Origin of the sequence: Streptomyces sp. BE20 (genome assembly GCF_036322525.1) — a bacterium.
Lineage (GTDB): Bacteria > Actinomycetota > Actinomycetes > Streptomycetales > Streptomycetaceae > Kitasatospora.
Window position 1 is genome coordinate 49,050 of sequence record NZ_JAQYWW010000683.1, and the last position, 25,665, is coordinate 74,714.

At 73.5% G+C, this 25,665-nt stretch carries 30 protein-coding genes; 17 read left to right on the plus strand and 13 right to left on the minus strand.

Translation table 11 applies throughout. The annotated features are described in order from the left end of the window. Positions 1-132: 132 nt before the first annotated feature. On the plus strand, positions 133-1,077 hold the full coding sequence (locus PUR61_RS15055; protein ID WP_329879344.1) for an oxygenase MpaB family protein: 945 nt from the start codon (positions 133-135) through the stop codon (positions 1,075-1,077). 165 nt (positions 1,078-1,242) lie between these two features. Beyond that, positions 1,243-1,614 (plus strand): hypothetical protein, encoded by a 372-nt coding sequence (locus tag PUR61_RS15060; RefSeq protein ID WP_329879345.1) that lies wholly within the window; start codon positions 1,243-1,245, stop codon positions 1,612-1,614. A gap of 32 nt (positions 1,615-1,646) precedes the next feature. On the opposite strand, the gene PUR61_RS15065 is transcribed toward PUR61_RS15060, so the two are convergent. Continuing rightward, positions 1,647-2,099 carry a MarR family winged helix-turn-helix transcriptional regulator gene (locus PUR61_RS15065; RefSeq protein WP_329879346.1) on the minus strand — a complete coding sequence of 151 codons (453 nt, stop codon included), beginning with the start codon at positions 2,097-2,099 and terminating at the stop codon, positions 1,647-1,649. 71 nt (positions 2,100-2,170) lie between these two features. Between PUR61_RS15065 and PUR61_RS15070 the strand changes: the two genes are divergently transcribed. The 3 genes from PUR61_RS15070 to PUR61_RS15080 all read left to right on the plus strand — a co-directional run bounded on the left by PUR61_RS15070 (position 2,171) and on the right by PUR61_RS15080 (position 5,928). Then, entirely contained in the window at positions 2,171-3,286 is a 1,116-nt protein-coding gene (locus PUR61_RS15070; protein WP_329879347.1) for an ABC transporter substrate-binding protein, read from the plus strand. Between the two features lie 153 nt (positions 3,287-3,439). After that, complete coding sequence (locus PUR61_RS15075) at positions 3,440-4,912, plus strand: APC family permease (RefSeq protein ID WP_329879348.1); 1,473 nt, start codon at positions 3,440-3,442, stop codon at positions 4,910-4,912. Then, a complete protein-coding gene (locus PUR61_RS15080) occupies positions 4,909-5,928 on the plus strand; it encodes an acetamidase/formamidase family protein (protein WP_329879349.1) in 1,020 nt (339 codons plus the stop codon). Before PUR61_RS15075 ends, PUR61_RS15080 begins: the two co-directional genes overlap by 4 nt. 55 nt (positions 5,929-5,983) lie before the next feature. Here the strand turns inward: PUR61_RS15080 and PUR61_RS15085 are convergent, their stop codons facing one another. From PUR61_RS15085 to PUR61_RS15100, 4 genes are all read right to left on the minus strand, one after another. After that, positions 5,984-6,472 carry an SgcJ/EcaC family oxidoreductase gene (locus tag PUR61_RS15085; protein WP_329879350.1) on the minus strand — a complete coding sequence of 163 codons (489 nt, stop codon included), beginning with the start codon at positions 6,470-6,472 and terminating at the stop codon, positions 5,984-5,986. 18 nt (positions 6,473-6,490) lie between these two features. Beyond that, positions 6,491-7,855, minus strand: a complete 1,365-nt coding sequence (locus tag PUR61_RS15090) for an MFS transporter (protein WP_329879351.1) — start codon at positions 7,853-7,855, stop codon at positions 6,491-6,493. Positions 7,856-7,970: 115 nt separating this feature from the next. Then, positions 7,971-8,939: an aminoglycoside phosphotransferase family protein gene (locus PUR61_RS15095; protein ID WP_329879352.1), complete on the minus strand. Its 969-nt coding sequence runs from the start codon at positions 8,937-8,939 to the stop codon at positions 7,971-7,973. 163 nt (positions 8,940-9,102) lie between these two features. Further along, complete coding sequence (locus PUR61_RS15100) at positions 9,103-9,624, minus strand: SgcJ/EcaC family oxidoreductase (protein ID WP_329879353.1); 522 nt, start codon at positions 9,622-9,624, stop codon at positions 9,103-9,105. 435 nt (positions 9,625-10,059) lie between these two features. Between PUR61_RS15100 and PUR61_RS15105 the strand changes: the two genes are divergently transcribed. From PUR61_RS15105 to PUR61_RS15115, 3 genes are read left to right on the plus strand one after another with little or no spacing between them, the layout of a single operon-like run. Continuing rightward, entirely contained in the window at positions 10,060-10,335 is a 276-nt protein-coding gene (locus tag PUR61_RS15105; RefSeq protein WP_329879354.1) for a hypothetical protein, read from the plus strand. A 2-nt stretch (positions 10,336-10,337) separates the two neighbouring features. Beyond that, the gene (locus PUR61_RS15110) at positions 10,338-10,589 is read left to right on the plus strand and encodes a hypothetical protein (protein ID WP_329879355.1); all 252 of its coding nucleotides are present in this window, start codon (positions 10,338-10,340) and stop codon (positions 10,587-10,589) included. Positions 10,590-10,618: 29 nt separating this feature from the next. Next, positions 10,619-10,915: a hypothetical protein gene (locus tag PUR61_RS15115; protein WP_329879356.1), complete on the plus strand. Its 297-nt coding sequence runs from the start codon at positions 10,619-10,621 to the stop codon at positions 10,913-10,915. Positions 10,916-10,997: 82 nt separating this feature from the next. Here PUR61_RS15115 and PUR61_RS15120 read toward each other — a convergent pair whose 3' ends face one another. Continuing rightward, positions 10,998-11,465, minus strand: coding sequence for an NUDIX hydrolase (locus PUR61_RS15120; RefSeq protein WP_329879357.1), 468 nt, complete (start codon positions 11,463-11,465; stop codon positions 10,998-11,000). Next, positions 11,452-12,183 (minus strand): XRE family transcriptional regulator, encoded by a 732-nt coding sequence (locus PUR61_RS15125; RefSeq protein ID WP_329879358.1) that lies wholly within the window; start codon positions 12,181-12,183, stop codon positions 11,452-11,454. The genes PUR61_RS15120 and PUR61_RS15125 overlap by 14 nt, the downstream gene beginning before the upstream one ends. Positions 12,184-12,328: 145 nt before the next feature. Here PUR61_RS15125 and PUR61_RS15130 point away from each other — a divergent pair, with 145 nt between their 5' ends. The 4 genes from PUR61_RS15130 (at position 12,329) to PUR61_RS15145 (ending at position 13,314) form a co-directional block, all read left to right on the plus strand. Then, the gene (locus PUR61_RS15130; protein WP_329879359.1) at positions 12,329-12,532 is read left to right on the plus strand and encodes a hypothetical protein; all 204 of its coding nucleotides are present in this window, start codon (positions 12,329-12,331) and stop codon (positions 12,530-12,532) included. Next, positions 12,529-12,714 (plus strand): hypothetical protein, encoded by a 186-nt coding sequence (locus tag PUR61_RS15135; protein WP_329879360.1) that lies wholly within the window; start codon positions 12,529-12,531, stop codon positions 12,712-12,714. The genes PUR61_RS15130 and PUR61_RS15135 overlap by 4 nt, the downstream gene beginning before the upstream one ends. A gap of 59 nt (positions 12,715-12,773) precedes the next feature. Next, complete coding sequence (locus PUR61_RS15140; RefSeq protein WP_329879361.1) at positions 12,774-12,914, plus strand: hypothetical protein; 141 nt, start codon at positions 12,774-12,776, stop codon at positions 12,912-12,914. A 211-nt stretch (positions 12,915-13,125) separates the two neighbouring features. Next, a complete protein-coding gene (locus tag PUR61_RS15145) occupies positions 13,126-13,314 on the plus strand; it encodes a hypothetical protein (protein WP_329879362.1) in 189 nt (62 codons plus the stop codon). Here PUR61_RS15145 and PUR61_RS15150 read toward each other — a convergent pair. Further along, on the minus strand, positions 13,273-13,836 hold the full coding sequence (locus tag PUR61_RS15150) for an NUDIX hydrolase (protein ID WP_329879363.1): 564 nt from the start codon (positions 13,834-13,836) through the stop codon (positions 13,273-13,275). The genes PUR61_RS15145 and PUR61_RS15150 overlap by 42 nt on opposite strands. A gap of 11 nt (positions 13,837-13,847) precedes the next feature. Continuing rightward, a complete protein-coding gene (locus tag PUR61_RS15155) occupies positions 13,848-15,107 on the minus strand; it encodes a helix-turn-helix transcriptional regulator (protein ID WP_329879364.1) in 1,260 nt (419 codons plus the stop codon). Positions 15,108-15,228: 121 nt separating this feature from the next. On the opposite strand from PUR61_RS15155, the gene PUR61_RS15160 reads away from it, so the two are divergent. From PUR61_RS15160 to PUR61_RS15180, 5 genes are all read left to right on the plus strand, one after another. Then, positions 15,229-15,420: a hypothetical protein gene (locus tag PUR61_RS15160; RefSeq protein WP_329879365.1), complete on the plus strand. Its 192-nt coding sequence runs from the start codon at positions 15,229-15,231 to the stop codon at positions 15,418-15,420. A gap of 324 nt (positions 15,421-15,744) precedes the next feature. Continuing rightward, complete coding sequence (locus PUR61_RS15165) at positions 15,745-15,945, plus strand: hypothetical protein (RefSeq protein ID WP_329879366.1); 201 nt, start codon at positions 15,745-15,747, stop codon at positions 15,943-15,945. 305 nt (positions 15,946-16,250) lie between these two features. After that, on the plus strand, positions 16,251-17,015 hold the full coding sequence (locus PUR61_RS15170) for a MerR family transcriptional regulator (RefSeq protein WP_329879367.1): 765 nt from the start codon (positions 16,251-16,253) through the stop codon (positions 17,013-17,015). 563 nt (positions 17,016-17,578) lie between these two features. Further along, on the plus strand, positions 17,579-18,589 hold the full coding sequence (locus PUR61_RS15175; protein WP_329879417.1) for an isopenicillin N synthase family dioxygenase: 1,011 nt from the start codon (positions 17,579-17,581) through the stop codon (positions 18,587-18,589). A gap of 230 nt (positions 18,590-18,819) precedes the next feature. After that, complete coding sequence (locus PUR61_RS15180) at positions 18,820-19,545, plus strand: MerR family transcriptional regulator (protein ID WP_329879368.1); 726 nt, start codon at positions 18,820-18,822, stop codon at positions 19,543-19,545. Between the two features lie 7 nt (positions 19,546-19,552). On the opposite strand, the gene PUR61_RS15185 is transcribed toward PUR61_RS15180, so the two are convergent. The 4 genes from PUR61_RS15185 to PUR61_RS15200 form a co-directional block, all read right to left on the minus strand. Beyond that, positions 19,553-21,721 carry a 3-hydroxyacyl-CoA dehydrogenase NAD-binding domain-containing protein gene (locus tag PUR61_RS15185; protein WP_329879369.1) on the minus strand — a complete coding sequence of 723 codons (2,169 nt, stop codon included), beginning with the start codon at positions 21,719-21,721 and terminating at the stop codon, positions 19,553-19,555. Between the two features lie 26 nt (positions 21,722-21,747). Continuing rightward, positions 21,748-22,962 (minus strand): acetyl-CoA C-acetyltransferase, encoded by a 1,215-nt coding sequence (locus tag PUR61_RS15190; protein WP_329879370.1) that lies wholly within the window; start codon positions 22,960-22,962, stop codon positions 21,748-21,750. A gap of 139 nt (positions 22,963-23,101) precedes the next feature. Beyond that, positions 23,102-24,244, minus strand: coding sequence for an acyl-CoA dehydrogenase family protein (locus tag PUR61_RS15195; RefSeq protein WP_329879371.1), 1,143 nt, complete (start codon positions 24,242-24,244; stop codon positions 23,102-23,104). Positions 24,245-24,312: 68 nt separating this feature from the next. Beyond that, the gene (locus PUR61_RS15200; protein ID WP_329879372.1) at positions 24,313-25,473 is read right to left on the minus strand and encodes a CaiB/BaiF CoA transferase family protein; all 1,161 of its coding nucleotides are present in this window, start codon (positions 25,471-25,473) and stop codon (positions 24,313-24,315) included. Between the last annotated feature and the right edge of the window lie 192 nt (positions 25,474-25,665).

Consider the following 25,665-nt stretch of genomic DNA (forward strand, 5'->3'; position numbering starts at 1 on the left):
ATTTCGACGTCCTCGGCGGGAATCTCGGGAAAAAGTTAGCCGGACCCCCCGACGGCCCACGCGCAGCGACACCCCGCCCACCGCGGGAGGAGCCCGTTGACCGCTTCCCGACCGGCCCCTAGGGTCGACCGGGTGCAGCGATACGACTGGCTGAGGAAGATTCAGCAGATGGACCCGGAGACCGAGTTCACCGAGATCTACCGGATCAGCAGCTGGTACGAGTTCCCCTGGGACACCGTCCAGTCACTCAGCTTCGCGCTCTACCGCACCTACGCGGTCCCCGGCATCGGCCGGCTGCTCGCGGAGACCGGCGAGTTCACCGGCCGCACGCAGAAGCGGTACAACGACACCACGCTGATCCTGGAGGCCGTGCTCGAACACGGCTTCGACTCCACGCAGGGGCGCGAGGCGATCCGCCGCATGAACCAGATGCACCGCCGGTACGACATCTCCGACGCCGACTTCCTGTACGTGCTCGCCACCTTCGTCGTGATCCCCAAGCGCTGGCTGGACGACTACGGCTGGCGCCGCTACTCCCCGCACGAGCGGCGGGCCGCCACCAACTACTTCCGCGAGCTGGGCCGGCACATGGGCCTGCCCGGGATACCCGAGACGTTCGAGGAGTTCGAGCAGCTGCTCGACGACTACGAGCGCGCGCACTTCGCCTTCGACCCGGGCGGCCGGGCGGTCTCCGACTCCACCCTGGGGCTGATGGCCTCCTGGTACCCCGTGCCGCTGCGGCCGTCGATGCGGCTCTCGTCGATCTGCCTGCTCGACGACCCGCTGCGCGAGGCGTTCGGCTACCCGGCCCCGCCGGCCGCGCTCCGGCGCGCCGTCCGCACCGGCATGTGGCTGCGCGGGCGCGCCGTCCGGCTCCTCCCGCCCCGGCGCCGGCCCTACCTGGCCCGTGACAACCGCCAGGTGCGCGGGTATCCCGGCTACCCGTACGGCTACCGGATCGGCGACCTCGGCACGTTCGAGGAGAAGTCCGGCCCGGCCGGCGGCTGCCCGTTCCCGCACGCGAAGTCCCCGGAATCCAGGGCCGCACAGGCGCAGGCCCCACAGGCCGACGGCTGAGGCGGATCTGCGGCAGCGGTACGGTGACCGACGGGGGCGCACGGAAGATCCGCCACGCGAAGCGACGGTCCCGGCGTCCCCGTGTCCCGGCGGCTCCGTAAGGCGGGACGACGGGGGTGGGACGGGCAGCGGAGCGCGGAACGACAAGGTCACGAGGGTGGGGCGATGGCGGGACGACGACGGATCTGGGCCGAGGTCTCGGTGTGCTTCGCACCGCTGCTGGCGGTGCTGTTGTACGTGGGGATGTTCCTGATGACCCTGGAGTTCGACGAGATGTGCGCCCACGGGTTCTTCGCCGAGAAGGCCGGACCGTTCCTGAGGGCGGAGACCAGCGCGTTCCCACCGCGCACGGTGTGCGAGCACGAACGCGGGGCGGTGGCATCGGGGCCGCTCTGGCCGACCGGGGCGTTCTACGCGCTGCTGCTGCTGACGGTGGTCGCCGCGGTGGTCCTGTACCGGAACCGCTCGTCCAGGAAGCGGCGCCGGGACGCCGAGCCCCGCTGGGCGGCGGACCCGGAGGCCCTCGACCGGCCGTGACGGCCGCCGGGGCCGGGGGTCCGGGGGTCCGGTCAGGCTTCGGTGAGGTGCCTCAGCAGGGGCCCCGGATCCTCGCTCCCGCAGGCGGCGCGGACGGCCGCGTCATGGGCGGCGGCGAGGGCGTCGAGGCGGGTCAGGCGGGTGTGGCCGCGGCGGGAGAGGTGGGCGGTGATGCGGCGGCGGTCGTGCTCGTCCTGCCTGCGGTAGACCCAGCCGGCCTCGGCGAGGGCGTCGACGATGCGGCTGAGGCTGGCCTGCGGGATCAGCAGGGTCTGGGCGAGCTCGCCCATGGAGCGGCCGGCGTCGTCGGTGAGGGCGCGCATGACCCGCCACTGGTCGAGCGTGCAGCCCTCGGCCTCCAGCTGGGCGGTGAGGCCCCGGGCCAGCCGGCGCTGGGCGACGGTGAGGAGCTCGATCAGGAGGGGCCGGTCGGCGGCGGACGCGGCTCCGGGAGTGGCGGCGGGGGCGGTCGCGCTGGGTGTCATGGCCGTGTCTCTTTCCCCGCCGTGGTGCCTGCTGCTTGCCGGATCGGCTGCCATGACCATACTCGCAAGCGATGAGCGCCGACGTGAAGCTCCTGGAACCGCTCGACGCGCTGCACCTCCCCCGCGAGGCGCCTGCGCTTCGGGTGGGCCTGGTCGTGCCGCAGTCCGGCCCGCTGGGGCTGACCGGACCGTCGGCGCTGGACGGGGCGCTGCTCGCCGCGCACGAGGTGAACGCCGGCGGCGGGGTGCGCGGGCTGCCGATGGAACTGGTGCTGGTGGACGGCGGGGGCGCGCCGGCGGCGGTGGCCGGGGAGGTGGCCCGGTTGCTGGACGCCGGGGCGGTCGACGCGGTGGCGGGCTGCCACTCCAGCGACGTGCACCGGGCCGTCGAGGCGGTGACGGCGGGACGCGCCGCGTACGTGTTCACCCCGCCGCACGAGGGCGGGCCGCGACTGCCCGGGGTGCTCTGCACCGGGGCGGACCCGGTCCGGCAGCTGGACGGGGTGGTCGAGCGGCTCACGGCCCGCCACCGGCTGCACCGCTGGGCGCTGGTCGGCAACGACTACATCTGGCCGCGCGCGGTGCACCGGGCCGCCGAGGCGGCGGTCGCCCGGGCCGGGGCGGGGGTGGTGCTGGAACGGCACCTGCCGTTCGGCACGACGGAGCGGGCACTGGAGCCGCTGCTGGACGCGCTCCGGGCGTCGCGCGCGGACGCCCTGCTGCTGAGCCTGATCGGCGCCGACCTGGTGCGGTTCAACCGGGCGCTGCGGCGCAGCGGTCTGGACCGGCGGCTGGTGCGGCTCTCCGGCGCGCTGGAGGAGAACAGCCTGCTCGCGTACGGCGGCGACGACACGGGCACGCTGTACGCGGCGATGCCGTCGTTCGTCTCGCTCGCCGAGGACCGGCGGTTGCGGCTGGCCGAGCGGCACCGCGCGGTGTTCGGGCCGTACGCGCCGGTGCTGGACGCGTACGCGGTGGGCCTGTACGACGGGCTGCACCTGGCGGCGGCGCTCGCGTCGCGCGGCGAGCTGGTGCCGGCGGGCGGGCTGGCGCGGTCGGCGGCGCGGTTGCTGCACGGGGAGGGCGCGGCGGTCCGGCGGGCCTGGGCCCGGGCACCGCTGGGGCCAGCCCGGGAGGGCGTGCACCTGGCGCGGGCGGAGGGGGCGGGGTTCACCGTCCTCTGGTGAGACGTCGGCGGGGAGCGGTTCGGTGGGAGCGGCTCGCCGGAGGCGGCTCGCGGCGGTATCGCGGCAGGCCACGGCACAAAAACCCTTCCATTTGGAAATAACTGCCTCTACTGTCTCCCCCACCACCCCGGGTCGTCACGGAGGAGAGCCCCCATGTCCGAAGCACCCGCGCCCCAGACCATCGAGAGCTACGGCTACCGACAGGAGCTGCGCCGCTCCCTGCGCTTCACGGACCTGCTGGTCTACGGACTGGTGTTCATGGTGCCGATCGCGCCGTTCGGCATCTTCGGCAGCGTCTTCCAGGGCTCCGGCGGCATGGTCGCCCTGGCGTACGTGCTGGGGATGGTGGCGATGATGTTCACCGCCCTGTCGTACGCGCAGATGTCGCGGGCCTTCCCGATGGCCGGTTCGGTGTACACCTATGCGGGGCGCGGCATCGCGCCGCCCGTCGGGTTCCTGTCCGGCTGGATGATCCTGCTGGACTACGTGCTGGTGCCCGGCCTGCTCTACCTGATCGCCGGGGTGGCGATGAACTCGCTGGTGCCCGCGGTGCCGGTCTGGCTCTGGCTGGTCGGCTTCGTGCTGCTCAACACCGCCGTCAACTACCTGGGCGTCGAGATGACGTCGAAGGTCAACAAGGCGATGCTGATCGGCGAGTTGATCGTGCTGCTGGTGTTCATCGGGTTCGGCCTGGCGGCGCTGGCGGCCGGCAAGGGCCGGGGCTTCGACCTCACGCCGGTCTACAACTCGCAGACCTTCTCGTGGAGTCTGGCGTTCGGCGCGGTGTCGGTGGCGGTGCTGAGCTTCCTCGGCTTCGACGGGATCTCCACCCTCTCCGAGGAGAACCGCGACTCCGCCAAGGCGATCGGCCGCTCGATGATCGCGGCCCTGCTGCTGGCCGGCTCGCTGTTCATCGCGCAGACCTGGATCGCCTCCCTCCTCGTCCCGGACCCGGACGCGCTGATCGCGCAGGGCGATCCGGACGGCACCGCGTTCTACGACGCGGCCCGGGTCGCCGCCGGCGGCTGGCTCGCCACGGTGACGGCCGCCGCCACCGCCGTGGCCTGGGGGTTCGCCAACTCTCTGGTCGCCCAGGCGGCGACCTCGCGCCTGCTGTACGCGATGGCGCGGGACCGGCAGCTGCCCGCCTTCCTCGCCAAGGTCCACCCGCGCCACCGCGTCCCGGTGAACGCCACCCTGCTGACCGCCGGAATCTCGCTGGTCCTCGGGCTCTACACCGCCTCGCGCGAGGACGGCATCACGCTGCTCTCCACCCTGGTCAACTTCGGCGCGCTGACCACGTTCCTCGTCCTGCACGTGTCGGTGGTGGTGCACTACGTCGTACGGCGGCGCAGCCGGGACTGGTGGCGCCACCTGGTCGCGCCGGTCCTCGGGTTCGCGATCCTCGCCTACGTGGTCGTCAACGCCGACATCGCCGCCCAGCGGCTCGGCTTCGTCTGGCTGGCGGTCGGCGGGCTGGTGCTGACCGGACTGATCCTCACCGGGCGCCGCCCGCGCCTGGCCGTGGCCGACGCGGCGGCCTCCCCCGACGGAACCCCGGCCGACGACGCCCCGGCCGACGGCTCCCCGACCGACGACTCCCCGCTCACCAAGGAGAACCCGTGAACCTGCCCGACCTCGTCCAACTCTCCCCCGCCCCCGACGAGTACGCCTACACCTTCGGCGGACGCGCCCCGCTGGTGACCGTCCGGCCGGGCACGGTCGTCGAGTTGACCACCGAGGACTGTTTCGGCGGACGGGTCCGCGGCATCGGCGACCTGCCGAGCGCGGTCTGCGAGTTCCCCTACCTCAACCCGGTGACCGGCCCGATCGCGGTGGCCGGCGCCGAACCGGGCGACACCCTCGCCGTGCACTTCGTCGAGATCACCCCGGCCAGGGACTGGGGGATCTCCAGCACCTTCCCGCACTTCGGGGCCCTCACCGCCACCCACACCACCGCGATGCTGCACGCGCCGCTGGAGGAACGGGTCTGGGTGTACGAGCTCGACACGGCGGCCGGGATCTGCCGGTTCCGGGCCCGCAGCAGCGACTTCACCGCCGAACTGCCGCTCGACCCGATGCACGGCACGGTCGGCGTCGCCCCGGCCGGCGGCGAGACCCTGATGTCGATCACCCCGGGCGCGCACGGCGGCAATCTCGACACCCCGGAGATGCGGGCCGGCACCACCGCCTACTTCGGCGTCAACGTGCCCGGCGGGCTGCTGGCCGTCGGCGACGGCCACGCCCGCCAGGGCGAGGGCGAGGTGTGCGGGACGGCCGTGGAGACGGCGATGCGCACCACGGTGGTGGTCGACCTGATCAAGGGCGGCGGACCGGCCTGGCCCCGGCTGGAGAACGACCGGTACCTGATCTCCACCGGCTCGGCCCGCCCGCTGGAGGACGCCTTCCGGATCAGCCAGCACGACCTGGTCGGCTGGACCCGGGAGCTGCTCGGCCTGGACCTGCTGGACGCCTACCAGCTGGTCAGCCAGGCCGGGTTGGCGCCGGCGGCCAACGTCTGCGACACCAACTACACGATGGCCGCCAAGCTGCCCAAGTCCCTGCTCGGCCGCGCCCGGGCGTACGACGGCCTGCACGAGCGGCTCCGGGAGACGGCCGCCGCCTACCTGCGGCACCGCTGACCGCGCGACCCCCGCCCGGTCGGCGACCGGTCCGGCCGGCGGGGGGCGCGTGCGCTCAGGAGCTCTGTACCAGGGTGTTCTGATTGGCCGTCAGGAGCCAGCGGCCCCCCTCCTTGGCCATCACGTACAGCGGGCTGCCCTCCTCGCCGATCTGCTCCCCGGCCGCGTCCAGGTAGCGCTGGCGGACCTTGACGGCGGCGACGTCGGGGCGGACGAAGAGGACGTGCACCACCTCGTAGGCGGGGGTGGTGCCGGTGCCGGCGAAGGCGCCCGGCAGCACCTTGCGGGTGAACTCGGCGATCGCCTCCCGGCCCACGAGGAGCTTTCCGTGGCCGGTGGTCCAGATCGCGTCGGCGCGGAAGAGGCTGATGAACTCCTCCGGGAGCTCGTTGCGTTGCGCGTGCTCGACGGCGGCGACGACCCGCCGGACGGCCGCCGTCTCGGCCTCGACGTCCACCCCGGCCCCGACCGCACCGCCGTTCTCGTTCTCGTTCGTGCTGTTGTTCTCGTTCTTGTTCTCGTTCTTGATCTCGTTCGCGTTCATGGTGACCATGATCAGACCTCAACCCCGCTTCAGGTCAAGGGCCGGGGCCGACGGAGCGGACGGCAGCACGGGCGGGACCGGAGGGAAGCCCGGGGAGGGCGCGTCGGGGAGGGCCCGGCGGGTCCGGACCGGCGAGAGGAAGACCGGCAGGAACGACAGCGAGAGCAGGACACCTCCCAGCCACAACGTGGCGTGCAGTCCGGCCAGTTCACCGAACAGGCCGGCCAGCGCCGACCCCACCGCCATCGCCCCCGTCAACAGGAAGCGGAAGGTCGCGTTCATCCGGCCGAGCAGCGCGTCCGGGGTCATCCGCTGGCGCAGGCTGACGCCCAGCACGTTGTCCATCCCGGTCTTGAAGAGCAGCAACAGCCAGCCGAAGCCTGCCACGTACAGCCGGACGCCCTCCCCCACCAGCGGGATCAGCAGCGCTGCGGGCGCGACCACGAGCCCGGCCAGCCCGAGTGTCCGGCCGTAGCCGACCCGGGCGGCGATCGGACGGGCGCACCGGGATCCCAGCAGGATGCCGACCCCGCCGACCGCCCAGAACAGCCCCAGGGCACCGGCGGGCAGGTGCAGTTCCCGGACGAACACCACGGGAAGCAAGGTGTTGACGACCTGGTAGCCGAGATTGACGACGGCGGCGGAGAGCGCGAGCCCCCGCAGCTCGGCGTTGCCGAAGACGTGCCGGAGACCCTCGGCGATCTGCGCGCCCAGGCCCGGTGCGGTCCGCTCCCCCGACGCCGGTCCGGGCGCGGGCGCAGGCCCGGTGGCGGGCACCGGCCCGGGCGGGGAGCCGGCCGCAGGGGTGCGGCCGAGGGCGATCAGGCGCAGCGCGGAGCCGAGATGACTGACCGCCGTCGCGGCGACGGCGGCCGGCGCGGTGAGCAGCTGGACGAGCGCGCCGCCGGCGCTGCGCCCGGCGATGTTGCCGACCGCCATCAGGCCGACCACGGCGGCGTTCGCCTGCACCAGGTGGCCGCGTCCGACGAGCTGGGGCAGCACGCTCTGTGAGGCCACGTCGAAGAAGACCGTCGCGCAGCCGGCCAGCAGGGCGACGCCGTACAGCTGCCAGAGGGTGAGGGAGTCGAACGCCCAGGCGAGCGGGACGGACGCGTAGAGCGCGGCCTTCACCAGGTCGGCGACGATCAGCACGCGTCGGTGGCGCATCCGGTCCACCCAGGCGCCGGCCGGCAGGCCGATGAGCAGGAAGGCGAGGGTGCTGAGGGTCGCGAGCGCGCCGACCTGGCCGGGGCTCGCGTCGAGGGCGGTGACGGCGATCAGCGGGAGGGCGACGTAGCCGATGTTGGTGCCGAGCTGGGCGAGGGCGGTGGCGGTGAAGAGGGTGCGGAAGTCGGGTATTCGCCAGGGTGATTCGGGGGTCATCGTCCGTTCGTCCGTTCGGTGGGGCGGTGGGGGCGCTGAGGGCACTGAGGGCGCTGAGGGCGGTGGGGGCGGTGGGGCGGCGAGCAGGTGGAGCGGCACCGGTTGCCGGGCTCGGCTAGACCGACGCGGCCAGCTCGCGCACCGTGCCGGCCAGGGCGGCCCAGGAGTCGCGGGCGTCCTCGCTGTCGGTGTGCGGCGAGCGGAACCAGTGCAGGTACGCGTCGACGTCCTCCAGCGCCCAGCGCAGCCGGTACAGGGCCAGCGCCGCCGGACGCGGGGTGTGGCCGGTGGCCTCGGCGTAACGGGCCAGGTCGTCGGCGTCCGCACCGACCAACCACAGGTCGCGCTCGGGAACGGCCAGCCCGACGGTGTCCCAGTCGACCAGCAGCACGCGGCCGGGCGGGCGCAGCAGGTTGCCGGGATGCGGCTCGCCGTGGGTGACGACGAGCGCGCCGTCGAGCCCGCCGACCAGGCGGTCGAACCGGTCCAGCGCCCGCCGGAGGCCGGGCGTGTGGTCGGCGACCAGCTCACGGGCGCGCTCGCCGTACGGGCCGGCGGTCCACGGCCGGGTCCGGTCCGCGAGGGCCGCGTCGAGGCGGGTGCGGGCGGAGAGCCCGGGGTGGCGGTGCGGCACCGGGGCGGGCGGCTCGGCGCGGTGGAGCCGGGCGAGCGCGTCCACCAGGCGGGCCCGGTCGGCCGGGGCAAGCTCTTCGCCGAAGTGGCCGGTGGCGCCGTCGACGTGCGGGAAGACGCTGAGCGCGTACCGGTCTCCGAGCCGGAGCGCGCTCTCGCCGCCGGCCGTCGCCTCGGGGGCGACCACGAGATCGAGCCGGCGGAGCGCCCGGGCGGTGGCCATGGCCTGGCGCAGTCCGCTGTACGCCGACTCCGGCTCGGGTCCGCAGTGGCTCTTGTGGGCGAGGTCGGCGAGGGTGACGAACCACCGCCGGCCGTCGGCGCCGACCGTCGTCCAGTGGTGGTCGCCGTGGCCGACCGGCGCGTGGGAGAGGTCGGCGGCGTCGATCCCGAACGCCCGGAGGCCGCTCCGGAGCCGGTGGTCGTCGATGTCGTCCGGTCGGGTCTTCACTGGCGCGAGGGTACGGAGCGGAGGCGGCGAGGGCTCGTGAGTTTCCGCGCGGGGGGCGGTTTCCGGCCAGGCCGGCCGGTGGAACCGGCCTGGCCGGGCCGCGTCCGGACCTCATCCCGGCCACATCCGGGCCGCGTCCCGGCCGTGTCCGGGCCGCGTCCGGTCAGCTCTCGGCCGGGAGCACCGACGAGTGGTGGTTGACGATCAGCCATCTGCCGCCGCGCTTCTCGTACTCGTACGAGTAACGGGCGTCGACCTGCTCGGCCGCCCCGGTCCCCGGGTCGGTGAGGTGGAAGCGGTAGAGACCGGCGTCGATCGCCGAGTCGGCGTCCAGGACGGTGACCACCGAACGGAGCCGCTCGCCGTACGGCTTCTTCTGCAGGAAGTGCTCGAAGTAGTCGGCGATCTCCTCCCGGTTGGTGCGGATCCGCGGCGAGGCGGTCGGCAGCAGCACCGCGTCGGCCGCGTAGCGGGCGGCGACCTTCTCCGGGTCGCCGGACTGCAGGGTCGCGTTCCACTGGTCGAAGAGGGCCGCTACCTCGCGTTGGGCGGCCTTGTTGCGACGGTCCTGCTCGCCGTCGCCCCGGGCGACGCCGACACCGGCGGTGAACGCGCCCAGCGCGGCGGCCACGAGGGCGACGGCGCCTGCGGCGACGGCGGTGCGGGTGCGGATCGTACGGTTCATCGGTGCTCCTGCTGGGGAGAGGCTGCTGTCCCTGGTGTGGGATCACTCTCGCGAGGGACGGGTGCGCGCCCGGACGGCGCAAGGCAAAGACGCGACCAAGGCTCGGCCAAGAAACCTTGGCGGAGCAGGACCGGGCACCCGGTGGACGGGAACGGCCTCGAACCGGACGGAAAGCGGCAGGGTGGGATCCGTCACGGGCGGGCCCGCCGGGCGCGCCGGAGGCCGCGCCGGGGCTTGCGGTTGCCGCAACGGAAGCCCCTACCGTCCTGACCGGGGCCGGACCGACCGGCCCGGTGGGACACGTGAGGGAGAACGCATGGCCGCCTGGCCCATCGCCGACGTCGCCCGGATGTCCGGCGTGACCGGGGCGACCGCCCCGCCCACCCCAAGCCCCCGGCGCCGGGCACCCCGACGCTCGTACCGGAGGAGGACCCCTTGGCCGGCATCACCATCGGCGACATCGAGGCCGCCGTCCGGCGCCAGCTCGACGCGACCTGCGACCTCGACACCCACTCCGTCCTGTACTGGCTGCTCCAGGCCCTGAAGCCCGACCCGGCCGACCCGGGCGACCACCCGCTGAAGTGGGTCGTCGGGCCGCTCGGGCAGGCCCTGCGATCCCTGCCGCAGACCACTCAGGACGAGGTGCGCGCCGCAGTCGAGCAGGCGCTCGCCGACGGCCTGCAGCTCAACGTCACCACGAAGGGGAACTGACGATGCGCGACTCCACACGCCGTACGATCCGTACCACCGTCCAGACCTGCCTCGGCATCGCGGCTGCGCTGTCGCTCATCGTCCAGACATCCGGCATCCCCGAGGCAACGCCCGGTGTCGGCGTCGGCCTGGCCGTAGCCGCCGGCGTCACCAAGGTGATGTCCCTGCCCGCGGTCGACAAGCTGCTGCCGCGTTGGCTGCGCGCCGTACCGGACCCCGACGACGACGCGCTCACCCGGGCGGTCCGCGAGTGACCAGCCCGACCCCGGCCCCTCTCACGACTATGGCGGTTGCCCTGGCAGAGCTGCGCGGCGAGTTCAGCACCGGACTGGCGGAGATCAAGGGATCGCTGGACCTGCTGAGACAGTCCGACCGCCACACGGGGCAGACACTGGCCGAGCACGGCGCCACCCTCACCGACCACGAGCGCCGCATCATCGACGCCGAGTGGGCCCGGGCCGCCGCCGAAGAGGTCCGGCAGTCGGACCGGCGGCGGGTGCAGGTGGTGGCGGCGGTCGTCGGCATCGCCTCGGGGATCCTGACAGCTCTGGTCACTGCGCTGGCGATCATCCGCCCGTGAAGCACCGCGCCCTCCCTCGGCTACGGCCGGGCGGCCGGGCGGGCGGGGGCGCTTCGTCGTGTGTGGTCACTGCTGGGCCAGGTCAGCGCACGGCCGGGATCGCTCCAGACCGCCAGTCCGAGAGCCGCTTGCGGATGCTCGCCACCATCGGCAGCGCGTCCGTCTCGGCCGGGGTGAACCACGCCACCTCGTGGGACTCGTCCGAGACTGCCAGCTCGCCACCGACCGGGCGGCCGAGGAGGCAGATGCTGAACTCCTGGCGGACCTCGCCGTCGTCGTAGGCGAAGACGTGCCCGGGGTTGGTGTAGGTGCCGACGATGCCGGTGATCTCGACATCGAGGCCGGTCTCCTCGCGGGTCTCGCGGATGCCGCACCCTGCGAGGGATTCGCCGAGGTCCATCTTGCCGCCCGGGAGGGCCCACATGCCGTTGTCGGTGCGGCGCTGGAGGAGGACGCGGCCGTCGTCATCGACCACTACGACGCTCGCTGCCGGCACCAGGCTGTTGGCCTTGGGGGCGTTCGGGTCGTCCTCGTAATCACGCCTGGGCATGAGCAGCCTCCGTCGTCGTCGGGATCGTCCACACGTCGCGGCCCTTGGCCCACAACTCCTCCGTGTGCCCGGCGAAGCGGTCGAATACTCCGTCGTCCTGGGCGCGCCGGAGGTGCATCATCGGGGCGTCGTGGCCGGTCCTACCGGGAAGCAGCGGGGTGACGATCATGTCGGTGTCGAAGCGAAAGACGGACAGGCTGACGTGCCCAGTCTCGTACCGCGCCGCGATGCTGGTGTCCCTCAGCTTGGCCAGCTCGGAGAGGGTGACCTCGATCCGGGTGGACAGAGTGAGGGGGACGTCCTCCTCCAGCTCGCGTTGCCGGGTGATCGGGTGGCCGGGTTCGCCGAGGATGAAGCGGACGCGGACGCCCTGCTCCGTCTTCTGGCGGAGCAGGGCCCCGAAGTTGGCGTGTTCCAGCCACAGGAAGTAGTTGGTGTACCCGGCGAACGTCAGCTCGCGGGTAGCACCCCTTATCAGCTGACGCCACAGCGTGGCCGGCGCCGCCGACCGGTACGGGTACATCTGGACGAGCTCGCGGTCCGGGCCCGACTTCACGAGCTGCTGAACGGACGGCCAGAGCACGATCTCCTCCTCGCCGAGGACCCGGCTGGCCGCCGCGCGGTGCCGGGCATGGGGCTCGCGCGTCGGATTGGAGATCCAACGACCGACCGTCTTGGGGTCGACTCCGCACACCCGAGCGAGCTGAGACTCGGTCATTCCAGCACGGGTCAGTGCGTCGCGAAGGGGACTACTCATGGACTCGCCTCTCACGGTGGGGACGAATCAAGGTGTACCAGCGAAACGTCCCGAACGTCCCGCAACCGCGGTATGACGTCCCATCAGGTGAGCCGACCATTCCGGTGTGACGACGACGTACCCGCCGCCCCCCGCTCCGTTCACCGAGGCCCAACGCCAGCGTCGCGCGTGTATCTGCTGCGGTGGCGACCAGGGCGACCTGATACCGGACGGGCACCGCTACGTACAGACCGGACCCGCCACGGCCCCGCTCGGCTGGGCGGTCGTCGCACACCCCACCTGTCGCTCCACCCCTCAGGAGGAGCCGTGACCGAGCGCACCATCTCGTCGCCCGAGCAGCCGGAGGCGGAGCGGGGGACGTGCGGCGTCTGCCGCCGCTGCCTGCAGTACGGCCACGGTCAGCAGGACGGCGCGCGCGACCTGGTCGACTACTGGATCGTCGACCACGCCGGGTGCACCGTGCAGATCACCGCCGAGGGACCCAGACAGTGAGCCTCACGGGCGGTACCCCACCCTCGACCGAGTCGCGGGAGGAGCTGGGGATCTGCCCGGTGTGCCGGGCTTGGGTCCGGGGTCCGTGGCTGGCGGACCTCACCGCCTTCACCGCGCTCGTCCTGCGCTGCCGACCGCCGACCACCCGGACACGTGACGGCCTCGCCACGCTCCTGATCATCTCCACCATCCACCGCTGACCCATCGAGGATCCGTGCCGTTCTTCCGACGTACCACCCCGCCCCCGGCCGCACCCTCCGCCACCCGAGCGGCAGGGTGGGATCCGTCACGGGCGGGCCCGCCGGGCGCGCCGGAGGCCGCGCCGGGACTTGCGGTTGCCGCAACGGAAGCCCCTACCGTCCTGACCGGGGCCGGACCGACCGGCCCGGTGGGACACGTGAGGGAGAACGCATGGCCGCCTGGCCCATCGCCGACGTCGCCCGGATGTCCGGCGCGATCCGTACGAGCGACTCCGCGGGAAGCACGAGCACCACGCTGACCGCCCGCACCCGGCTGACCATTCCGGTCGCCGCCGACGGCGTGTCCGGGGTCAGCCCTTCAGTACGGCCTCGATCTCCTCGCGAGCCGGTGCGGGCCTAGGTAGTAGGAGAGCGCGGCGTGCGAGGGGCCGTCGGAGACCTCCCGGCTCGTCAGCAGGTCGACCACCTCGGCCTCGGTCAGCCACTCCACCCGGGCTGCCTCGGAGATGTCGGTCGGCTCGCCGATCCGCGTGCAGCCGGTGACGTGGTAGGAGCGGAAGTGGGCATCCGAGATGCCTGCCATGGCGTCGTACTCGGTCATCAGCTCGATCCGGCCGGGACGCCACCCGGTCTCTTCCTCGACCTCGCGGGCGATGGCTGCGGCCGGCTCCTCACCGGGGTCGGCCCAGCCTGCCGGCACTTCCCAGCCCCAACGGCCGGTGATGAAGCGGTGCCGGTGGATCAACAGGAACCGGCCGTCCTCGTCGGTGACGACTGCGGTGGTGGAGGCCCGGGGCATCCGGACGACGTGGTGGTCGATCCGGCCGACGCCGGGCACCTCGACATCGGCGAGCCACAGCTCTACCCACGGCGAGCCGTAGACCTGCCGCTGCCCGTAGACCTGCCACTCCGAGTCCGACACCGGGTCCCCTCCTACGCGCGTGCGAGCTGGCGGTTCGACTCTCTCACGCGCGCAGTCAGCTCCTGCACGGGCCTCTCTGCAGCCCATGGGGTCAGGGCCTGCTGGAGCGCACGGGCCCGGAGAAGGAGGGGCTGGACGACGGTGGCCCCCGCGACATCGAGGGCTGCATGCGCGGTCTCACACGCTGCGTGAAGATCGCCCTGAGCGAGCCGTACCCCGGCAAGGTCGAGCGTGAGGACGGCGCGCCCTTTGGTGTCGGCGGCGTCCCGCCGACCGAGTGCGGCTTCGAGCAGGCGGCCGGCCGCCTCATGCTCGCCGAGATGGGAGTGTGTCTCGCCGGCGAGGCCGTCGAGGCGCGGGGCGGTGAAGAAGTCGAGGCCACCGGGGGGCTCGCTGTCGGCGAGGTCTAGGTGGTGGGCAGCCTGGTCGAGCACGGCCAGCGCCTCGGAGCGGTCCCCGTGAGCGGCGAGGACCCTGGCCAGGTTGGCGGTGACCCACGCCCGACGTCGCGGGGCAGCAGTCTCGGCGTGGGCGGCGGCCTGCTGGAGGAGGGCGGCGGCAGTGCCGCGCCGTCCTGCGGTGTACTCGACGATGCTCTGCATGGTCAGGAGCCAGGCGGTCAGGTCGCCTGCCTCCCCCTCGCTGGCAGCGACGGTGGCGAGGTGGAAGTGCGCGTCGCTGCGGCCACGGTCGCCGAGGTCGTGGTGGGCGAGGCCGAGGAGGCCGGAGACTGCCGCCAGTATCCGCACACCCCGGCGCCGCGCGGCGAGGGCCTGCGGACGAGCGAGCATGTCGTGCACGCCGACGAGTTGGCGTTGAAGTGCGGGCACCGACTCGGCGGGCGGGGTGGCCGGGTAGCGGTAGGCGACATCGGCGACCGCGGCCTCCAGATGGCCGAGTGCGGCGTCGGAGGCAGTGGAGCGGGACAGCATGTCGAGGACTTCCCAGGTCTCGGGTACGGCGGAGGGGCGGTAGGAGGTCGGCTCGGGAGCCGACTCCCACGGGCGGTCGGCGAGGCCGAGCATGCGGCCGGGGATGCGCAGACCGTCGGCGATGCGCTCGATCACGTCCATACTGGACACGGCCCGACCGCCGGTCATGATCTCGGTGACACGGCTGGTCGTGAGCCCGGTGCGGCGGGCGATCTGCGCGGGGCCGATGCCTGCCCTCTTCGCGTGCTGGAAGAGGATGCTGATCTCGCGGTTGGCGCACGCGCTGGCGAACGCGGGGTCGCCGAGCAGGCGTCCGGGCAGTGGTTCCGGTGCGGGCACGGGGGCCTCCCGGGGTCGATGGTGGCAGCAGCGTAGCTCTGCTCAACGTCCTGACACGGCTCCATCGTGGGTACCCACCGTGGCCCTGGTGTCGGTCTGCGGGGATGCCGATGCTGGGCCCGTGACGACAGCGATGAGCAACCTCACCATCGACACCGACGCCACCCCTACCGGGTTCTTCGCCCCATCAGGCCCTGCCTGGGAGAAGGCGCTCCAGGGTGTCGAGGAGATGCTGACCCGGAGCCGCCGGCTCTGGGAGACTCGACAGAAGCTGGAGCAGCAGCGTTTCCACGCAGTCGGCGGGGCCCGGTGAGCATCGCGGGCGGGACCGGAGTTCCCCTGCCAGAGACCACGGGGACGTGCCTTCACTCCCGGGCCTGCACGCGCGGGCCCCTGCACCGCACGGTCGACGCGCGGCGTGAACTGATCTCCGGTCACCCCGGATGCCCCGGGCGGGCCCCGGCCCGGTGATCGACGACGGCCAGGGCGAGTACCGCGATACCTCGGACCGCTGCCGGTGGGGGCTACCGGACCCCGCGCGGGCGAGAGCGGCCTACGCCGTTTCGGGCGCCGGGGTGTTGGTCCTCGCCACGCTCCTGATCATCTCCACCATCCACCGCTGACCCATCGAGGATCCGTGCCGTTCTTCCGACGTACCACCCCGCCCCCGGCCGCCCCCGAGCGCGCCACCGAGGCCGCCGCACAGGCCGAGATCGCCCGCTACTCGACCGAGGACGGCGACGAGGAGGGATCGCGACGCCGCCAGAACAAGGCGGTCCGGGCGGCACGGGGCCATCGGCTCCGCCCGCGCGACGAGTCGAACGCCGACTCCGACTGATCAGCCGCGCCCGGGCAGGCGTCAGGATGGATGCCCCGCCCGGCCGACCGACCGGCAGCAGAGAGCGAGCACCCGTGAGCGGCACCATTCCCCCCGACCGGCAGGGCCGGTGGGGCGTACGACGCGGCGGCCGGGGGCCCGGCCGCCCCCTCCGCCACCCGAGCGGCAGGGTGGGATCCGTCACGGGCGGGCCCGCCGGGCGAGCCGGAGGCCGCGCCGGGACTTGCGGTTGCCGCAACGGAAGCCCCTACCGTCCTGACCGGGGCCGGACCGACCGGCCCGGTGGGACACGTGAGGGAGAACGCATGGCCGCCTGGCCCATCGCCGACGTCGCCCGAATGTCCGGCGTGACCGCCCGGACGCTGCGGCACTACGACGAGATCGAGCTGCTGCCGCCCGCGCGGATCGGCCCCAACGGCCACCGCTACTACGAGGAGCGGGACCTGTTGCGACTCCAGCAGATCCTCGTGCTGCGGGCGCTGGGGCTGGGGCTCTCCGAGATCGGCCGGATCCTGGCCACCCAGGTGGACGAGCTGGAGGCCCTGCGCGGCCACCACCGGCGACTGCTCGCCGAGCGGGACCGGCTCGACGCGCTGGCCGGGACCGTCTCCCGCACGATCACCGAACTGGAGCGATCCAGGAAGGACGGCACGCCGATGACCGAGATCAACCGGCCGGAGAACCTCTTCGAGGGAGTCCGGCCCACCGACTACGAGGAGGGTCTGCGCGAGTTCCCGGAGCTCGCCGAGGCCGCCGGGCGCGTCACCGCCGCGATGAGTCCGCAGGAGGTCGAGGCCGGCCAGCGGCTGCGCACCGCGCAGATGGTCCGGCTGGCCGAGCTGATGGTCGCCGGCCGGCCCGTCGACGACGGGCCGGTGCGGGCGGAGATCGAGGCGCAGCACCGGGCGCTGACCGGGATCCGGCCGGTGCCGGTGGAGGAGTTCCGCGCGATGGGCCGGGCCTGCGTGGAGAACGAGCCGTGGCGGGCGGCGTACGAGGCGATCGTGCCGGGCCTGGCCGCGTACCAGCGGGACGCGATCGAGGCGTACGCGGCGACGCTGCCGGCCTGACCGGCGGGGCGGGCGCGGGACGGGCGGACGGGGCCCCTCCGCGCCCGCCCGTCCCGCGCCCGCTGCCCGTACCCCTTTCCCGCCCTCTTGCCTGCCGTCCACCACGAGAGCACCATCTCGTCATGGCTATGACATGTTCTGGCCCGGACCCCCCGGCGCCACGGGCCCTTCTCCGCTCCTCGAACCCTTGATCTAGGCTGGTGACGTGCTCATACTCGTTCGCCGTCGCCACGTGGACCTGCTCCGCGTGACCAGCATGTCCTGTCGACGCTCCAGCTGAACCTCGCACCTTCCCACCCTCAGCGCGGCCCCTGCCGGCCGTTCCCCCTCCCCGACCCCCGGGCACACCCGCCGCACCAGGCGCGTCCCCGGCGTACCCGGTCACCACCGGAACGGGTCGGGACGAGACCCAGCGGATGTCACCCATGACGCAGCAGCACCCCACCACCCCCTCCGTCGAGCACGAGACCGCGGCCGCGGCCGCGACCGTCGCCACGACCGTCGCCACGACCGCGACGACCGCAGCGACCGCATCCGGGACCGCCCCCGGAAAGGCACCCGCCCTGCTGGACAGCCTCCCGGTGATCGACCTCTCGCTCGCCGGCGGCAGCCCCGAGGACCGCACCCGGCTGCACGACGAGCTCCGCGCCGCCGCCACCGACGTCGGCTTCTTCCAGCTCGTCGGCCACGGCGTCCCCGCGGACGAGACAGCCGCCCTGACCGCCGCCATGCGGGCCTTCTTCGCCCTCCCCGAGGCCGACCGCCTCGCCGTCGCCAACCTCAACTCCCCGCACTACCGCGGCTACACCCGGACCGGCGACGAGCGCACCGGCGGCAGCCAGGACTGGCGCGACCAGCTCGACATCGGCGCCGAGCTGCCCCCGCACGTCCCCGCCCCGGGCGAGCCCGCCTACTGGTGGCTGGAGGGCCCCAACCAGTGGCCCGAGGCACTCCCGGAGCTACGGACCGCCGCCCTCGGCTGGATCGACCGGCTCGGCGACGTCGCCCGCCGGCTGCTGCACGAACTGCTCACCGCGATCGGCGCCCGCCCCGACTTCTACGAGCACGCCTTCGCCGGCCACCCGCACCTGCGGCTGAAGCTGGTCCGCTACCCGGGCACCGCTCCCGACGGCGCCGGCCAGGGCGTCGGCGCGCACAAGGACTACGGCTTCATCACCCTCCTCCTCCAGGACACCGTCGGCGGTCTCCAGGTGGAGCGCTCGGACGGCAGCTTCCTGGAGGTCCCGCCCATGGAGGGCGCCTTCGTGGTCAACCTCGGCGAGCTGCTGGAGGTCGCCACCGACGGCTACCTCAAGGCCACCAGCCACCGCGTGGTCAGCCCGGCCGGCGCCCGCGAGCGCTTCTCCGTCCCCTTCTTCTACAACCCCCGGCTCGACGCCCACGTCGAACCGCTGGACTTCCCCCTCGCCCACCACGCCCCGGGCGCCACCCAGGACCCGGCCAACCCGCTCTACGCCGACTTCGGCTTCAACGAGTGGAAGGGATACACGAGGGCCCACCCCGAGGTCACCCGCCGCCACCACCCCGACCTCGTCGACACCGCCACCCGCTGACGCCGACGCGGCCGTCCGCCGTCGACGCACCACCGCTGCCACGACCGCCGGGCCCGCACTCCCCACGGAGCGCGGGCCCGGCGCCGTACCCGGGCTCCCCGGGCGGCCGGGGCGCCCGGGGGCGCCCGGGGCGGCGGGCGGCGGCAGTGGACCGGGTGGCACAGCGGTGTCACACTCGCGGTGTCACAGAGACGGTGCGGGCTGCGCCGGGCGCGGAGCGGGAGGCGGGGGTGGACGTGCGGCTGACGGTCGACGAGTTGGCGGCGCGGGCGGGGGTGACCGTCCGGACGGTGCGGTTCTACGGGACGAAGGGGCTGCTGCCGCCGCCGGTGCTGGGGGCCCGGCGGGTCGGGTGGTACGGGGCGGAGCACCTGGACCGGCTGGGGCTGATCGAGGAGTTGCAGCGGCAGGGCCTGACCCTGGCCGCGATCGAGCGGTACCTGGGACGGCTGCCGCACGACTCGACCCCGCTGGACCTGGCGATCCACCGGGCGCTGGTGGCGTCGTGGACGCCGGAGACGCCGGAGGAGGTGGGCCGGGTGCAGCTGGAGCGGCGGGCCGGGCGGGGACTGTCCGAGGAGCAGGTGGACCGGCTGGCCGCGATGGGGGCGCTGGAGCGGACGGCGGACCCGGACGTGTTCCGGGTGGACCCGGGACTGCTGCCGCTGGGCGTGCGGATCCTGGACGTGCCGATCCCCCTGGAGACGCTGCAGGCCGCGCGCGCGGTGGTGCTGGAGCACAGCCGGGCGACGGCGCGGGAGTTGCAGCGGCTGTTCCGGGAGACGGTGTGGCGGCCGTACCGGGAGAGCGAGCCGGCTCCGGACGAGGTGGAGCGGATGAAGGCGCTCACGGGCCACATCCGGCCGATGGTGGCGCAGGCGCTGGTGACGGCGTTCCAGCGGTCGCTCCGGGAGGAGCTGGGCGAGGCCGCGGAGGACGGGGCCTCGCCCAGCTGACGGTTAGTCAGTCCTTGAACGTGCGGCCTTCGGCGGCGATCCGCTCCAGCAGGGCCGGCGGCGCGAACCGCTCGCCGTACACGGCGGCGAGTTCGCGGGCGCGGGCCGCGAAGCCGGCCGGTCCGCCCGGGTAGCCGTTGACGTACTGGAGGACGCCACCCGTCCACGCCGGGAAGCCGATGCCGAGGATGGAGCCGACGTTGGCGTCGGCGACGGAGGTGAGCACGCCCTCCTCCAGGCAGCGGACCGAGTCCAGCGCCTCGCTGAACAGCATCCGCTCCTTGAGGTCCTCGAAGGGGACCTCCACCGAGGCCCGGGTGAAGTGCTCGCGCAGACCCGGCCAGAGCCGGCCGCGCCTCCCGTCCTCGCCGTACTCGTAGAAGCCGGCGCCGCCGCTGCGGCCGGGGCGGCCGAACTCGTCGACCATCCGGTCCACCACCGCGTCGGCGGGGTGGGCGGTCCACTCGCCGCCGGCCGCCTCGACGGACCGCCGGTACTCGTCACGGATCTTCCGCGGCAGGGTGAGGGTCAGCTCGTCGAGCAGTGACAGCACCTTGGCGGGGTAGCCGGCCTGGGCGGCGGCCTGTTCGACCGTGGCCGGGTCGACGCCCTCACCGACCATCGCCACGCCCTCGTTGAGGAACTGGCCGATCACCCGGGAGGTGAAGAAGCCGCGCGAGTCGTTGACCACGATCGGCGTCCGGTCGATCTGCCGGACCAGGTCGAAGGCGCGGGCCAGCGCCTCGTCCCCGGTCTGCGGGCCGCGGATGATCTCCACCAGCCGCATCCTGTCGACCGGCGAGAAGAAGTGCAGGCCGATGAAGTTGGCGGTGCGCTCGACGCCCTCGGCGAGCAGCCCGATCGGCAGCGTGGAGGTGTTGGAGCAGAGCAGCGCGTCCGGGGCGACGACGCCCTCGATCTCCTGGAACACCTTGTGCTTCAGCTCGGGGTTCTCGAAGACGGCCTCGATCACCGCGTCGCAGCCGGCCAGGTCGGCGGCCTCGGCGGTGGGCGTGATCCGGGCGAGCAGTTCGTCGCGCTGCGCCGCGGTGGTGCGACCGCGGGCCACCGCCTTCGCCGACAGGCCCTCGGAGTAGGCCTTGCCGCGCTCCGCGGCCTCGACGGTGACGTCCTTGAGCAGCACCTGGAGGCCGGCCTTGGCGCAGGCGTGGGCGATGCCCGCGCCCATCATGCCGGCGCCGAGGACGGCGACCTTGCGGACCGTCCGCTTCTCGAAGGAATCCGGCCGACCGGCACCGGAGTTGACCGCCTGCATGTCGAAGAACAGGGCCTGGATCATGTTCTTGCTGGTCTGTCCGCAGGCCAGCTCGGTGAAGTAGCGGGCCTCGATGACCATGGCCGTGTCGATGTCCACCTGGGCGCCCTCGACGGCGGCGGCGAGCACGTTGCGCGGCGCCGGGTAGGGGGCGCCGGCCAGTTGCTTGCGCAGGTTGGACGGGAACGCGGGCAGGTTGGCGGCGAGCGCCGGGGTGCTGGGCGTACCGCCGGGGATCCGGTACCCCTTGACGTCCCAGGGCTGGACGGCGGTCGGGTTCGCCTCGATCCAGGCACGCGCCCGGGCGGTCAACTCCTCCGGGGTCTCCACGAGTTCGTGGACCAGCCCGTTGTCGAGCGCCTGTGCCGGCCGGTACTGGCGGCCCTGCAGCAGCACCTTGAGCAGCGCGTCGGTGATGCCGAACAGCCGTACCGTGCGGACGACTCCGCCACCGCCGGGCAGCAGGCCGAGGGTGACCTCGGGCAGGCCGATCCGGCTGGCGGGCGTGTTCAGGGCGATCCGGTGGTGACAGGCGAGGGCGAGTTCCAGGCCCCCGCCGAGCGCACTGCCGTTGATCGCGGCGACCACCGGCTTGCCCAGGGTCTCCAGGGCACGCAGGGCGCGTTTGATGCGCATCGACTTCTCGAAGACGGCGGCGGCGTCCTCGGGGCGGGCGACGGAGAGCAGCTTGAGGTCGCCGCCCGCGAAGAAGGTCTTCTTGGCGGAGGTGACGACGACGCCGCGCAGTTCCTCGCCGAGGCCGGCCAGCCGGGCGACGGTTGCCTCGAAGTCGGCCGTGAAGGCCTCGTTCATGGTGTTGACGGACTGGGTGGGGTCGTCGAGGACGAGGGTGACCACGCCGTCCTGGTCCTGCTCCCAGCGGATGGTGGTGTCAGACATGGGATCTACGTCTCCAGGAGGGGGGGTCAGATGCGCTCGACGACGGTGGCGATGCCCATACCGCCGCCCACGCAGAGGGTGGCCAGGCCGTAGCGGAGGTCGCGCCGCTCCAGCTCGTCGATCAGGGTGCCGAGGATCATCGCGCCGGTGGCCCCGAGCGGGTGGCCGAGGGCGATCGCGCCGCCGTTGACGTTCACCTGCTCGGGCGAGAAGCCCATCTCGCGGATGAACCGCAGGGCGACGGCGGCGAAGGCCTCGTTGATCTCGACCAGGTCGATGTCGGCGGCGGTCAGTCCGGCCTTGGCGAGCGCCTTGCGGGTGGCGGGGGCCGGACCGGTGAGCATGATGGTCGGCTCGGAGCCGGAGACGGCGGCGGAGACGATCCGGGCGCGCGGGCGCAGCCCGTACCGCTCGCCGATCCCGCGGTTGCCGATGGCGACGAGGGCCGCGCCGTCCACGATGCCGGAGGAGTTGCCGGCGTGGTGGACGTGGTCGACGGCCTCCACCCAGTGGTACTTCTGCAGGGCGACGGCGTCGAAGCCGCCTGCCTCGCCGATGGTGGCGAAGGAGGGCTTGAGTCCGGCCAGCGTCTCGACGGTGGTGCCGGGGCGGATGAACTCGTCGCGCTCCAGGACGAGCAGGCCGTTGCGGTCGCGCACCGGGACGACCGAGCGGTCGAAGAGGCCGTCGGCCTGGGCCTTGGCCGCCCGGGCCTGGGACTCGGCGGCGAAGGCGTCGACGTCGGTGCGGGAGAGGCCCTCGATGGTGGCGATCAGGTCGGCGCCGACGCCCTGCGGGACGAAGTAGCCCTCGTAGTTGGTCATCGGGTCCATCGCCCAGGCACCGCCGTCGGAGCCCATCCTGACCCGGGACATCGACTCGACGCCGCCGGCCAGGACGAGGTCCTCCCATCCCGAACGGACCTTGGCGGCGGCCAGGTTGACGGCTTCGAGACCGGAGGCGCAGAAGCGGTTCTCCTGGACGCCGGCCACGGTGTCGGGCAGGCCGGCCGCGATGGCGGCGATGCGGGCGATGTCGGAGCCCTGGTCGCCGATCGGGCTGACCACACCGAGCACGATGTCGTCGACCGCCGCCGGGTCCAGGTCGGGGAAGCGGCGGCGCAGTTCGTGGATCAGGCCGACGACGAGGTCGATCGGCTTGGTGCCGTGCAGCGAGCCGCCGGCCTTGCCCCGGCCGCGCGGGGTGCGGATCGCGTCGTAGACGTACGCTTCGGTGGTCACGGTGAGGAGCCTTTCAGACGCGGAGGGTTGCACGGGTGTCCGGGCGGTCGGAAGCCGGTCGGAGCGAGGGGCGGACGGTCGGGCGGACGGTCGGGCGGACGAGCGGGCGGCCGGCGGCGGGGCGGGCGGGCGGGCGCGGTCAGCCGAGGAGGGAGCGGCCGACGATCTCCTTCATGATCTCGGTGGTCCCGCCGTAGATGGTCTGGATACGGCCGTCGGTGAACGCCCGGGCGACCGGGTACTCGGTCATGTACCCGTACCCGCCGTGGAGTTGGAGGCATCGGTCGGCGGTCCGCTTCTGCAGTTCGGTCGCCCACCACTTGGCCATCGAGGCGTCGGCCGGAGTGAGCGCGTAGCGGTTGTGCTCGGTGATGCAGCGGTCGACGAAGGCCCGGGTGACCGCGCACTCGGTGGCCAGTTCGGCGATCTCGAAGCGGACGTGCTGGAGCTTGGCCAGCGGCCGGCCGAAGGCCTCGCGCCGCTTGACGTACTCCGTGGTGATCTCGACCAGGTACTCGGCGCCGGCGATCGCGGCGGCCGCGATGGTGAGCCGCTCCTGGGCGAGGTTCTGCATCAGGTGGACGAAGCCCCCGTTCAGCTCGCCGAGCAGGTTCCCCTTGGGGACGCGGACGTCCTGGAAGAACAACTCGGCGGTGTCCTGGGCCTTCTGGCCGATCTTGTCGAGGTTGCGACCGCGCTCGAAGCCCGGCATCCCTCGCTCGACCACCAGCAGGCTGAGGCCGCGCGAGCCGCCCTCGGGGGTGGTGCGGGCGACCACGACCACCAGGTCGGCGAGGATGCCGTTGGAGATGAAGGTCTTGGCGCCGTTGAGCAGGTAGTGGTCGCCCTCGTCGACCGCCCGGGTGCGGATGCCCTGGAGGTCCGACCCGGTCCCGGGCTCGGTCATCGCGACGGCGGTGATCAGCTCGCCGCTGCAGAAGCCGGGCAGCCAGCGGCGCTTCTGCTCCTCGGTGGCGAGCGAGGTGAGGTACGGGCCGATGATGTCGTTGTGCAGGCCGAGCGCCAGTCCGGAGGCGCCGGCCCGGGCGAACTCCTCGGCGAGCACGGCGGCGTAGCGGAAGTCGGCGGTGCCCCCGCCGCCGTACTCCGCGGGGACGGCGAGCCCGAGCAGGCCCTGGCGGCCGGCGGCCAGCCAGGCCGCGCGGTCGACGATGCCGGCCTTCTCCCAGCGGTCGTAGTGCGGCTGCACCTCCTTGGCGAGGAAGGACCGGACGGTCGCCCGGAAGTCCTCGTGCTCCTCGGTGAAGAGATCACGTTGCACGGTGGGCTCCTTGGGGGGAAGGGTCGAGGGGGTGGCGGCCGGGCGGGGGCCGGGGAAGGGGCGAGCCGTCAGCCGGCGCCCGGGGGCCCGGCCGCCAGGGAGGGCACGCCCCAGTCGCGGGCGACCTCGGCGGTGTCGGCGCCCGGACGGGCGGGCGGGCGGCGCAGCGCCCCCGGGGTGGCGGAGAACCGCGGGGCGGGCGCGGGCTGGGTGACGCCGTCCACCTCGACGTAGGTGGAGCGGCTCACCAGGTGTGCGTGCGAGGCTGCCTGACGCATCGTCAGGACCGGTTCCACGCAGGCGTCGGAGTCGGTGAAGACGGCCTCCCACGCGGCCCGGGTGCGGCTCGCGAACCGGGTGGCGATGCGGGCCCGCAGCTCGGGCCAGCGGTCGGTCTCCCACTGGCCGGGCGCGTCCGGGCCGAGCTCAAGCAGTCGCGCGAACTCGGCGTAGAACTGCGGTTCCAGCGCACCGACCGCGAGGTGGCCGCCGTCGGCGGCCTGGTAGACGGCGTAGAACGGGGCGCCGCCGTCGAGCAGGTTGGTGCCCCGCCGGTCCTGCCACCGGCCGGCGGCGAGCAGGCCCTGGAGGACGGCGGTGAGGTGGGCGGCTCCGTCGACGATCGCGGCGTCGACGACCTGGCCGGCGCCGGTCGCGCGGGCGTGGTGGAGCGCGGCGAGCAGGCCGACGACCAGGTAGAGCGAGCCGCCGGCGTAGTCGCCGAGGAGGTTGGCGGGGACGGCGGGCGGCTCGTCCGCGTCGCCGCCCGCCCGGCCGACCAGGCCGAGCACCCCGGCCACCGCGGTGTACCCGATGTCGTGGCCGGCCCGGGCGGCCAGCGGCCCCTGCTGCCCCCAGCCGGTCATCCGGCCGTACACCAGCGCCGGGTTGCGGGCGTGGCAGTCCTCGGGCCCGACGCCGAGGCGTTCGGCGACGCCGGGGCGGTAGCCCTCGATCAGCAGGTCGGCCCGGGCGGCCAGGTCGAGCACCCGCGCGGGCCCGTCGGCGGACTTGAGGTCGACCACCACCGAGCGCTTGTTGCGGTTGGCGACGTCGTACGCCGGCTCGATGCCGAGCGGCGAGGGCTCCGGGCGGTCCACCCGGACCACGTCGGCGCCGAGATCGCCCAGCAGCATGGCGGCGAAGGGGCCGGGGCCGATCCCCGCGAGTTCGACCACGCGGACCCCGGCCAGCGGGCCGCCGTTCCCCCGCACACCACCGTCACGCATGGGCGCCCCTGCCCCTCCGAGGTCTGACAGTAAAGCTGTCACACCCGCGATGATAGGGAAGCGACCCGTCGGTAACAAGACCTTCGGACCCGCCCCGCCCGGTGCCGCACGCCGGTCGGACCGGAGTCGGCCCGGGGCCGCCCCGCACCTCCCGCTCCTTCCCCGGAACCGTGCCCTCCCCGCCGGATCCCC